Genomic DNA, 11,287 nt, shown 5'->3' with positions numbered 1-11,287 from the left:
ACCGATATAAAGCTCACCACGCAGCTCATTAAAACGTATATCGTCTAGCTCGGAAAAAATTTCTGCAAAAGAGTGATTTAATGTCACTAGTAAACGCTCCCCTTCCGGTGTCAATTCCAAACGACGGGTAAGGCGCACAAACAGCGAAAATCCAAGTTGTTTCTCGAGGTTTTTAATACGATGGCTCACCGCCCCCTGAGTTAGACACAGCTCCTCTCCCGCTTTGGTAAAGCTCAGATGCCGCGCAGCAACACTAAATGTATGCATATTGGTAAGCAGTGCCTGTTTATTATCCATAACTATCCTGTGCCTGTTGATTGAAAAACAGAGATTAACAGTTCCACTGTTATACATTAAAAATTTTAATAGATAGTAATTTTTATTTCGGTTGTCTGTCAACTTTATTGGGCGTCAAATAAGATCAGATACATTAATATTAAGATACAGGAGAGGATCATGAAAAACGGCTTAAAAATTACGGTTATCGGCGCGGGTTCAAGTTATACGCCAGAACTGATTGAGGGACTGATAAAAAGAGCAGAAGAGCTGCCCATTGCGCAGTTATGGTTAGTTGATATTGAAGAGGGCAAAGAAAAAGTTAATATTATTGCCGGATTAGCCCGGCGCATGATTGAAAAAGCAGGCCTTGCTATTCAGGTAGAGGTCACACTCGATCGTCGCCTTGCATTAAAAGATGCTGATTTTATCTGTTCACAATTCCGTGCTGGCTGCCTGGAAGCACGTATTAGAGATGAGAGGATTTCACTTAAATACGGCATGATTGGGCAGGAAACAAATGGTCTGGGCGGCTTCGCCAATGCCTGTCGTACTATCCCCATCACACTTGAAATTTGTAAAGAGATAGAAGCGTTGTGCCCGGATGCATGGCTGCTTAACTTTACTAACCCGTCGGGCATGGTCACAGAAGCCGTCCTCAAACATACTAAGGTTAAAGCGGTGGGCTTATGTAATGTGCCGGTGATTATGCAAAAAGGGATTGCGGAGCTACTTGCTTGCGACGAGCAGGAGATCATTATGCAGGTCGCGGGGATAAACCATTTTATCTGGGCACGACAAATTCTGCATAACGGAAAAAACAAGCTGGATTATATTGTTGAGCAGATTCTTAGCGGTAATGATCCGCTGGTACCCAGCAATATTCCTGCTTTTGCATGGCCGGCTGAGCTGTTAAAAAACATGGGCATGATCCCCTGTGCCTATTTGCGTTACTACTACATGAGTCAGGATATTCTCGAGCAGGAACTCGGTGAAGCAAATGGTGAAGGCACACGCGGTGAGGTTGTAAAGGCGATGGAAAAACGTCTGTTTGCCATTTACAGCGATCCGACAGTCAATACCAAGCCTAAAGAGTTAGAAAAACGCGGCGGCCAGTATTACTCGGAAGCAGCCTGTGAATTAATGAGTTCTATTTACAATGATAAACGTACCATAATGCATGTTAATACACGCAATAACGGCACTATTGCAGGTTTAGCTGATGACTGCGTGGTTGAGGTGAGCGCAATAATCACTAAAAGCGGCCCGCTACCACTCAATGTAGCCCCTTTCCCGAGCGATACGCTGCGTCTACTGCAGTTGATGAAAGAGTTTGAAACACTCACCGTAGAGGCTGCCATCAGCGGAGATTTGAACAAAGCAAGACGGGCGCTTATTTTAAATCCTCTGGTCAATACCGGCTCAGTACTTGAGGCGGCATTGCTTGAAACGGTGCGCGAGAATATTGATTTTATGCCGCAGTTTGCGCACCTGCTGCATTAGAGTAATAATACCAATTCCACTAAGTAGATGATCTATTTAGGCGCAAGGAAAAATGGATGAAAGCAAGGCGTTTATTGCAGTAACTAGTTATTCTAATTACAAAATAAAGAACGAAGCTAGCATTCATTTTAACCCGCATAAATGAATAGAAAATTAGCGGATTTGGTATAGATACTATCCTCTATAAAAGCCGATAAATATCGGCTTTTTGGTAAGCGTAATAACTATTTTAAAATATACTTCTGCACGGCGCGATTATGCTCAACTAAACTCTTAGAAAAATAAGATTCACCGTCCCCTTTACTGACAAAGTAGAGATAGTTACTTTTAGCCGGATGCAAGGCGGCATATAAAGCGGCTTCGCTGGGCATCGCAATCGGCGTTGGTGGCAAGCCGTTAATCTGGTATGTATTGTAAGCCGTTTTCTCACGCAGATCTTTTTTGCGGATATTACCCTGGTAACTATCTCCCATACCGTAAATAACAGTAGGATCGGTCTGCAGACGTATGCCCCGACGCAAACGGTTGACAAAGACAGACGCTATTTTTTCTCGATCTGCAGAAAAACCGCTCTCTTTCTCAATAATGGAAGCAAGTATTAATGCCTCGTAGGGCGTTTTTAAGGGAAGATTTTTATCCCGCAGCGACCATAATTTATCTAAAATCTGCTGCTGGTGATCATAGGCTTTTTGGATTATTTTCAGCGCGTCCATTTGCGCATGATAATGGTAAGTTTCCGGAAATAACAACCCTTCTAATTTGCTATAGGGACTGCCAAGCTCCTGTAAAACTTCCTGCTCACTTTTATCAAGCGGCTTGAGGAATTGCGCACTGTTTAATATAGCGAGCCATTCCTTAAATGTGGTTCCCTCAACAAAGGTCACTTTAAACTGGTGCTCAGCCCCTGTATTTAGAATCGTTAGAATATCTTCCAGACTAGAGCCTTCTTGTAATTGGTAAGTACCTGATTTTATATTGATCAGTTCGGGCCGTAATTTTCCAACCACTTTCCACCACGTAAGATCATTAACAATTGACTGCTCCGCAAGGCGCGTTCCCAATCGCGAATAATTACTGCCTGCCTTTACCGTAAACAGCATGGTTTTATCAATACGAGGAATAGTTAAATAATTTTCTATTTTTTTCTGTGCGATAAAAGCAGCTGCGCATAGCAAGGTTAGGAAAATTAATATCGTCATTGTGATTTTATTAATCGCCATGTTACAAATCTCCCTCTTGTAATAATGATTGTAATTTTTGCATAAAAGATAAACCGGACAGTGGATAACGATGAGACTGCAATTGCCTTACTGGTACGAGCCCCATCAATGCATTAGTTAAACATAAAGCCTGTGCGTTAAACAGATCCGCCGTTTTAATTTTGCTCTCTAAAATCGCTATTCCGGCTTTTTTTGCTGACTCCATCACTTGCCTGCGTTTAACACCCGCTACACCACAACCATCAAGTTTAGGCGTTAGCCACTGATTATCTAAGTAGATAAAAATATTTGCACTGCATGCTTCAATGACATAACCGTCATTGTCACAAACAATCCCTTCAACAGCCTGCTGACTTTCCAGCTCATGTTTGATTAAGATCTGCTCTAAACGGTTTAATGTTTTTAGTCCCGCTAATTGCGGATTAATTGCCAATCTTTGCTGGCATAAAATAATGTCAATCCCCTTTTGCCACTCTTGATAAAAGTGCGGGAAAGGATGACTCGATAAAATGCGCGACGGTGAATCACACCCGTCTGAGCTGTATCCGCGACCGCCTGTGCCGCGCGTTAAAATAATTTTGATCACAGCTTCTGGCTCTTTTACTAAACTTACTGCTAATGATTCAACTTCATCGGTTAATAATAGCCAATCAATATCGGGGAAAAACAAGCGCTGCGCACCGAGTTGTAGTCGTTGCAGGTGATAGCCCCATAACTGCACCCTGCCATATTCAACTTTTATCGTTGAAAACAGGCCATCTCCATAAGCTAAACCACGGTCGGTCGCTGCAATTGTGGTTGATTTTATTCCATTAATTAGCATATTTTATTTTCTTTAAGCCATAAAAAAACCCGATCTGATAATCGGGTTTTTATTCTAACTTTATTTTAAAAAACTAGATACGTTTAAAGATTAATGTACCGTTTGTACCGCCAAAACCAAATGAGTTAGAGAGTGCGTATTCGATATTTGCAGGGCGCGCTTTGCCATCCGCCACATAATCTAAATCACAGCCTTCACTTGGATTAACTAAGTTAATGGTCGGTGGTGCAACTTGATCGCGCAGTGCCAAGACACTAAAAATGGCTTCAATCGCCCCAGCGGCACCTAACAGGTGGCCGGTCATCGATTTAGTTGAGCTCATCATCACTTCATTTGCTCTCTCGCCCCAAATACCTTTTACAGCTTGAGTTTCTGCAATATCGCCAGTGGGTGTTGAAGTACCATGTGCATTAATATATTGAATATCTGTCGCTGCAATTTTTGCATCTTTAATCGCATTTTTCATTGATAATGCTGCACCTGCACCGCTTTCTGGTGGTGACGTCATATGGTAAGCGTCTCCGCTCATGCCAAAACCGACAAATTCCGCGTAGATTTTTGCGCCACGTGCTTTCGCGTGTTCATACTCTTCAAGCACCACGACACCCGCGCCATCACCTAGTACAAAACCATCACGAGACTCATCCCAAGGACGGCTTGCTGTTTGCGGTGAATCATTGCGTGTAGATAGTGCGCGTGCAGAAGCAAATCCGCCCATACCTAATTGACTCGATGCTTTCTCAGCACCGCCAGCGAGCATTACATCAGCATCACCGTATTGAATCATACGCGCAGCCAGACCTATGCTGTGTGTACCCGTAGTACAAGCCGTAGTGACCGCAATATTAGGACCTTTCAACCCTTTGTTGATTGAGACATGTCCTGAAATCATATTAATAATTGTAGCCGGCACAAAAAATGGGCTAATTTTACGCGGGCCACTTTTTTCAAAGTTATGCGCATTGCTTTCGATTGTGGTAATACCGCCAATACCAGAGCCGATTGCAACACCGATACGCTCTGCATTTTCCTCGGTAACCACAAGCCCCGAATCTTGAAAAGCTTGATCTGCAGCTACAACACCGTATTGAATAAAGGCATCCATTTTACGGGCATCTTTTTTAGGCATGTAATCTTCAACATTAAAATCTTTTACTAAGCCGGCAAATTTACAAGCAAATTTTTCAGTATCAAAATGTTCGATATTGGAGATGCCGCTTTGACCAGCTTGCACTGCCTGCCACGATTGTTCAACTGAATTACCTACCGGAGATAACATACCTAAACCAGTAATTACAACTCTACGTTTTGACACTATAACTTCTCCTGAAGACGAACTAATTAGATTAAATATACCCAAGCTACTTGAATCTGCATCTTTAAGTGGTTTGGGTATTTTTACTCATTTATAAATTTCTAGACCATTTAGTTAATTTAACTTTTCCACTATTTATAAATACAAAAGGCGGTCTGAAGACCGCCTTTTGATATTTCAAACTCATTCTAGCAAGAATGATTAAGCATTTTTTTCAATGTAATCAATCGCTGATTGAACTGTAGTAATTTTTTCAGCTTCGTCATCAGGAATTTCTGTATCGAATTCTTCTTCAAGAGCCATTACAAGTTCAACTGTATCTAAAGAATCAGCACCTAGATCGTCTACGAAAGAAGCATTATTTACTACTTCGTCGAGTTGAACACCAAGTTGCTCAACGATGATGTTTTTTACGCGGTCTTCGATATTGCTCATTTTATTTTCCTTTGTGGATACACGGTTGCGTTAATTAATGGCGCTAGTTTATTCTATCGCATTTAATATTCAAGTATTCTATCACTGGTTAGACCAGTATTTTGAGGATTTTAATCAATAAATGGTTAAATTCCAACTATTTTTTCTACTTTATCAGAATTCAGCTTAAACCATATACATACCGCCATTAACGTGAATAGTTTCACCGTTAATGTAAGCGGCACCTTCAGACGCTAAAAACACGACTGTCGCTGCAATCTCTTTCGTTGAGCCTAAACGGCCCGCTGGTACTGCAGATAAGGTAGCTGCACGCTGCTCATCGGTTAATGCATTGGTCATATCGGTTTCAATAAAGCCCGGTGCCACTGTATTAACAGTGATTCCACGGCTTGCCACTTCACGTGCCAGTGATTTAGTGAGACCAATCACACCCGCTTTAGCAGCTGCATAGTTAGCTTGCCCGGCATTGCCCATAGTACCAACAACAGAGCCAATATTAATAATACGTCCCGCACGTTTTTTCATCATTGGGCGCAGCGCTGCTTTGCTCATTTTAAAAATAGGCGTTAGATTGGTTTCGATAATATCATTCCACTCATCATCTTTCATGCGCATTAATAAGTTATCACGTGTGATACCGGCATTATTGACTAATACATCGACAACACCGTATTGTGCTTTGATATCAGCAAAAAGTGTATTAATTGAATCGTTTTCTGTTACATTTAGCACAAAACCTTTACCTGTATCACCAAGATAGTCACTAATCGCATTAGCACCGTTTTCACTTGTTGCGGTTCCTAAAACCGTCGCCCCTAATGCCGCAAAACTTTCAGCAATTGCGCGGCCAATACCACGGCTGGCACCTGTAATTAATACTACTTTATCTTGCATACTCATAATTATTCTCCTTTAACTGCAGTTAATGCATTTTCTAGGCTCGCGCTATCGTTAATAAATTCAGCAGTAAAGCTTTTATCGATACGGCGAACTAAACCAGTTAACACTTTACCAGGGCCCGCTTCAACTTGTAATGAGATCCCCTGAGCCGCCATTTTTTCAATGATTTCAGTCCAGCGAACCGGGCAGAATAGTTGACGGACAAGCGCATTTTTAATTTTATCGGGATCTGTTTCTGCAATAACATCAACATTATTAATCACGGTAATGACAGGTGTTTTAAATTCAATGTTTTGTAATGCAATCGCTAATTTTTCAGCGGCAGGTTTCATTAAGGCACAATGCGAAGGTACGCTGACAGGTAAAGGTAGTACACGTTTAGCGCCCGCTTCTTTAAGTAAAACACCGGCACGCTCAACTGCCTCTTTATTGCCTGCGATAACAACTTGACCAGGAGAATTAAAGTTAACAGGCGAAACAACCTGCCCCTGCTCCGCTTGTAAACAGCAGTGCGCAATTTTATCGTTATCTAAACCGATAATGGCAGACATGGCGCCGGTTCCCGCAGGAACAGCCTGCTGCATTAGCTGACCACGCAGCTCAACAAGCTTTAGCGCATCTTTAAAGTCAATCACGCCCGCACATACTAATGCTGAGTACTCACCTAAACTGTGGCCCGCGATCACAGCGGGTTTTGCCCCACCCTGTTCGATCCACACGCGCCAAATAGCAACAGATGCGGTTAATAAAGCCGGTTGTGTTTTATCGGTTTGATTTAACGCGTCACTCGGGCCTTGCTGAACAAGTTCCCATAGATCATAACCCAGTGTTTCACTTGCTTCTTTATAAGTGTCTACAACAACGGGAAATACTGCAGCAAGTTCCGCTAACATAGCGACACTTTGCGATCCCTGCCCAGGAAAGGCAAAAGTAAAGTTTGTCATATTTTAAAATTCCTAATATTTATACATCTTTTAATTACTGTAACTCAGGACTCTAATAGTTTTAGCTTTGTTTATAAAACAAGCATTGTAAATGTTTACATACGAATTAGAGCACTGCCCCATGTAAATCCGCCACCAAATGCTTCTAATAAGACCAGTTGTCCCGCTTTAATTTTTCCGCTACGGACGCCTTCATCCAAAGCAAGTGGTACAGACGCGGCTGACGTGTTGCCATGTTTCTCAAGGGTCACAATAACCTGTTCCATTGGCAGTCCAAGTTTTTTGGCGGTCGCGCTAATAATACGCATATTCGCTTGATGAGGAACTAACCAGTCAAGTTGCTCTTTGTCAATATTATTGGCTGCCAGTGTATCAATAACGACTTGGCTTAATTTTTTAACTGCGACTTTAAAAACATCATTACCGGCCATTGTTAAATAGGAGTTATGGATAGCTGATTCACTACCACGCTCAGCGTAAGGCAGTTTAAGTAACTCACCAAATCGGCCATCGGCATTGATATGGGTTGATAAGATCCCTTCATCTTCTGTTGCACTGACAATCGCGGCACCCGCACCATCGCCAAAAATAATAATAGTAGAACGATCCGCTGGATCGCAAGTATTTGCCAGTGCATCGGCACCAATCACCAATATGTTTTTTGCACTGCCGGCCTTGATAAAATTATCGGCAATACTTAATGCATAGGTGAAACCCGCACAAGCTGCCGATACATCAAATGCAGGGATATCATAAATACCCAATAAATGCTGTACTTCACAAGCTGCCGAAGGAAATGCATTGTGGTTACTGGTTGTTCCCACAATAATTAAGTCTAAGTCTTCAGCGGATAAATTAGCTGCTTGTAATGCGTTCAAAGCAGCTTCTTTACCCATAAAGGCAATAGTCTCTTGCTTATTCGCAATGCGGCGCTCTTTAATACCTGTACGTGTCGTGATCCATTGATCGCTGGTATCAACCATTTTCTCTAAATCATCGTTTGTGCGTACTGTCTCTGGTAAATAACTACCCGTACCTGTAATTTTGCTATTCATGTGATAAACAATCTCGCTCTGATAAAACAGCTTCTAACTTTTTTGCTATGCTTGCTGGAATCTGCCACTGAATCTCTTTTATTGCCTGTTCGATGGCATAGGAAAATGCAATTTCATTAGCACTCCCATGACTTTTAACAACAATACCGCGTAACCCAATTAAACTGGCGCCATTATACATATCCGGGTGTAAATGTTTTAGCTGCTTTTTTAAAATAGGCTTTAATAATTTACCAAGCAGTTTGCTATATAGGTTTGTATTAATCGCTTTATCTAATTGTTCTAAGAATACCAGCCCCATACCTTCATAACTTTTGAGCGCGATATTACCACTGAAACCATCAGTCACAATAACATCCGCCTTGCATGAAAAAAGCTCATTCGCTTCTATAAAGCCAATATAGTTGATATGTTTTGTCTGTTTTAACAGATCTGCGCAGCGTTTAATAATATCGCTGCCTTTATTATTTTCTTTACCGACATTAAGTAATGCAACGGTAGGCCATTTTAACTGTTCTACTTTTTCACAAAGTACACTACCCATAATGGCAAAGTTAAACAAAGTATCACTGTCACACTGCAGATTGGCACCTAAATCGAGAAGGTAAGTATGGCCAGCGCAATTATTGGGCAGCCCCGAGACCAGCGCCGGACGGGAAATACCGGGAAGCATTTTAAGCGCCTGTTTTGCCAGCAACATCAAAGCGCCGGTATTACCTGCGCTAACACAAGCATCAGCCTCACCTTGCGCAACGAGATCTAACGCAATATGCATCGATGAACCTGAAACATGACGTAAGGCATGAATGGGATTATCTTCCATAGAGATGAAATTATCAGCATGAATAAAACGCAAACGAGGATGATCAACAAGCTGATGTTTTTTTAATAAAGGGAGCAGTTGAGATTGATTACCGACAATAAGCAGCGATAATTCCGGATATAATTGCAGTGATTTTGCAGCGGCTAAAAGAGAAATATGGGGGCCGAGATCGCCCCCCATGGCATCAAGCGCAATAGTAACGTTACGCAAAGTAATCTTACACTTCGATTACTTTTTTACCTTTGTAGAAACCATCAGCAGTCATGTGATGACGACGGTGAGTTTCACCAGAGGTAGCATCAACTGAAAGTTGTGCTGGAGCACTTAGTGCATCATGTGAACGACGCATGCCACGTTTTGACGGAGTCTTACGACTTTTTTGTACTGCCATTTTAAAATTCCTGCTTGTTATTTGCGCTTTAGCTGAGCTAGAGCATCAAATGGGTTGGGACGCTGTTCTTCTTCATCAATTTCACCAAAGGTAAGTTCAAACTCACTTTGTTGACAATCTGCAATTGCGTGTTTTGCAATTTGCGGAAGTGTCAATATAAGCTCGTCTTCAACAACCTGATGAAGATTCACCTCTCCATTTTCATCGTAATAAATGGATTCATAGGCGCCTGGTAAATTATTTTCCTGTTCCTGGTTATGAACGGGACAATACGTAAATTCAGCTTCACACTGATACAGCATAGGCTCATTGCACCGTTGACAAATTAGCTCTACAACGACACTGGCTTTACCATGAAATATTCTCAGCTTTTGCTTATCAATATCAAATGAGAAAACTGTGTCGATATCAGACTGAACACTGATTGTTGAATCTGCTAATCTGCTCATCAGTTCTTTGGGAATTCGACCTTCGAGTTCCAAACCCTTTTGAGCAGCGCGAACAGGATCAACGCTAACCGGTAGTTTAATCTTTTGCATGGTCGCGAATAATATAGATAGCAGTCAACATAGTCAAAGAAAAAGCGATTTATTTATTAAGTTATCGCTTTATTATTTTTCAGACCCTAAAATAAAGCAATTATTCAATAATCATAGGGCCCATTATGCCACAAAAGCTTGTTTTAGCATCCACTTCCCCGTTTAGAAAAACGCTTCTTGAAAAGATCCATCTACCTTTTTTGACGGCGAAACCAAACGTCGATGAAACACCGCTTAACGGTGAAACGGCAATACAGTTAGTCGAGCGTTTAGCGATAGCAAAAGCACAAGCTATCTGCCCAGCCTACGCAGATGCATTGGTTATTGGCTCCGATCAAGTATGTGTTAATAACGGTGAAATCCTTGGCAAACCGGGGGATTTTGAAAACGGATTTAAACAATTAAAAGCTGCCAGTGGCAAACGCATCACCTTCTATACTGGCCTGGCTTTAATTAACACTAAAACAGGCAATATTCAGTCGCTGGTTGAACCTTATGTGGTGCAGTTTAGAGTGTTGAGCGACACAATGATCAACCATTATCTTGAAAAAGAGCAGCCCTACAATTGTGCAGGCAGCTTTAAAAGTGAAGGTTATGGTATTGCCCTGTTTGAATCTTTTGAAGGCAAAGATCCCAATAGCTTGGTTGGTCTACCATTAATATCTTTGATTACAATGCTAGAGAATGAGGGTGTTGCGGTAATCTAAACACGTTAATAGCACACCATAAAAAGCCTTTTTATCAACTCCAAATTTTAAAAAGGCTTAGCTGACCGAGTTGTTTCCTTTAATCCCCTCAATTATTAGTTTAAAGACAGTTTTTTCTAATAGTCTCGATAAATAGCAGTCGATAACCACTATTAAGTTAAATCTGCCCCACGAATAAATTCGCCTGTTTTTGTTTCATAGTTATTATCTTTCATGCTTATGCACTTAACTCAGGTAAGAATGGGAAAAGATAAAAATACGTCAAAAAATTGCACCACAGAGTAAAATGAGGAAAAACAGAGAAAATAATAATTATCTTATATTTTAGTCTGTTAGTTTTTCCTCTGTGTAGCGTG

The 11,287-nt window shown here is 41.4% G+C and carries 13 protein-coding genes; 2 read left to right on the top strand and 11 right to left on the bottom strand.

Going from position 1 to position 11,287, the window contains the following annotated elements; genetic code table 11:
• A partial coding sequence (locus ACJAT7_RS03865; RefSeq protein WP_415225478.1) for a LysR family transcriptional regulator occupies nt 1-297 on the bottom strand: 297 nt, incomplete at its 3' end.
• A gap of 159 nt (nt 298-456) precedes the next feature.
• Here ACJAT7_RS03865 and ACJAT7_RS03860 point away from each other — a divergent pair.
• Complete coding sequence (locus ACJAT7_RS03860) at nt 457-1,779, top strand: 6-phospho-beta-glucosidase (RefSeq protein ID WP_415225477.1); 1,323 nt, start codon at nt 457-459, stop codon at nt 1,777-1,779.
• A 224-nt stretch (nt 1,780-2,003) separates the two neighbouring features.
• Here the strand turns inward: ACJAT7_RS03860 and mltG are convergent, their stop codons facing one another.
• The 10 genes from mltG to yceD form a co-directional block, all read right to left on the bottom strand.
• A complete protein-coding gene (gene mltG, locus ACJAT7_RS03855; protein WP_415225476.1) occupies nt 2,004-2,999 on the bottom strand; it encodes an endolytic transglycosylase MltG in 996 nt (331 codons plus the stop codon).
• Between the two features lies 1 nt (nt 3,000).
• The gene (gene pabC, locus ACJAT7_RS03850; RefSeq protein WP_415225475.1) at nt 3,001-3,822 is read right to left on the bottom strand and encodes an aminodeoxychorismate lyase; all 822 of its coding nucleotides are present in this window, start codon (nt 3,820-3,822) and stop codon (nt 3,001-3,003) included.
• 73 nt (nt 3,823-3,895) lie between these two features.
• Entirely contained in the window at nt 3,896-5,137 is a 1,242-nt protein-coding gene (fabF, locus tag ACJAT7_RS03845) for a beta-ketoacyl-ACP synthase II (RefSeq protein WP_415225474.1), read from the bottom strand.
• Between the two features lie 201 nt (nt 5,138-5,338).
• Nucleotides 5,339-5,572, bottom strand: a complete 234-nt coding sequence (gene acpP / locus ACJAT7_RS03840; protein ID WP_415225473.1) for an acyl carrier protein — start codon at nt 5,570-5,572, stop codon at nt 5,339-5,341.
• A 165-nt stretch (nt 5,573-5,737) separates the two neighbouring features.
• The gene (gene fabG, locus ACJAT7_RS03835) at nt 5,738-6,472 is read right to left on the bottom strand and encodes a 3-oxoacyl-ACP reductase FabG (RefSeq protein WP_415225472.1); all 735 of its coding nucleotides are present in this window, start codon (nt 6,470-6,472) and stop codon (nt 5,738-5,740) included.
• A 2-nt stretch (nt 6,473-6,474) separates the two neighbouring features.
• Nucleotides 6,475-7,416, bottom strand: coding sequence for an ACP S-malonyltransferase (gene fabD / locus ACJAT7_RS03830; RefSeq protein WP_415225471.1), 942 nt, complete (start codon nt 7,414-7,416; stop codon nt 6,475-6,477).
• Nucleotides 7,417-7,511: 95 nt separating this feature from the next.
• Nucleotides 7,512-8,471, bottom strand: a complete 960-nt coding sequence (locus ACJAT7_RS03825) for a beta-ketoacyl-ACP synthase III (RefSeq protein ID WP_415225470.1) — start codon at nt 8,469-8,471, stop codon at nt 7,512-7,514.
• Nucleotides 8,464-9,504 (bottom strand): phosphate acyltransferase PlsX, encoded by a 1,041-nt coding sequence (gene plsX / locus ACJAT7_RS03820; protein ID WP_415225469.1) that lies wholly within the window; start codon nt 9,502-9,504, stop codon nt 8,464-8,466. The genes ACJAT7_RS03825 and plsX overlap by 8 nt, the downstream gene beginning before the upstream one ends.
• Before the next feature lie 7 nt (nt 9,505-9,511).
• Nucleotides 9,512-9,685, bottom strand: coding sequence for a 50S ribosomal protein L32 (gene rpmF / locus ACJAT7_RS03815; RefSeq protein ID WP_415225468.1), 174 nt, complete (start codon nt 9,683-9,685; stop codon nt 9,512-9,514).
• Nucleotides 9,686-9,702: 17 nt separating this feature from the next.
• Nucleotides 9,703-10,224, bottom strand: a complete 522-nt coding sequence (gene yceD, locus ACJAT7_RS03810; RefSeq protein WP_415225467.1) for a 23S rRNA accumulation protein YceD — start codon at nt 10,222-10,224, stop codon at nt 9,703-9,705.
• Nucleotides 10,225-10,349: 125 nt separating this feature from the next.
• Between yceD and ACJAT7_RS03805 the strand changes: the two genes are divergently transcribed.
• Nucleotides 10,350-10,931 (top strand): Maf family protein, encoded by a 582-nt coding sequence (locus ACJAT7_RS03805; protein WP_415225466.1) that lies wholly within the window; start codon nt 10,350-10,352, stop codon nt 10,929-10,931.
• Nucleotides 10,932-11,287 lie beyond the last annotated feature (356 nt).

It is taken from the genome of Psychromonas sp. (genome assembly GCF_047632995.1).
Taxonomy (GTDB): Bacteria; Pseudomonadota; Gammaproteobacteria; order Enterobacterales; family Psychromonadaceae; genus Psychromonas.
The sequence above is the reverse complement of the archived record's forward strand: the minus strand, read 5'-3'. Positions and strand labels throughout refer to the sequence as shown.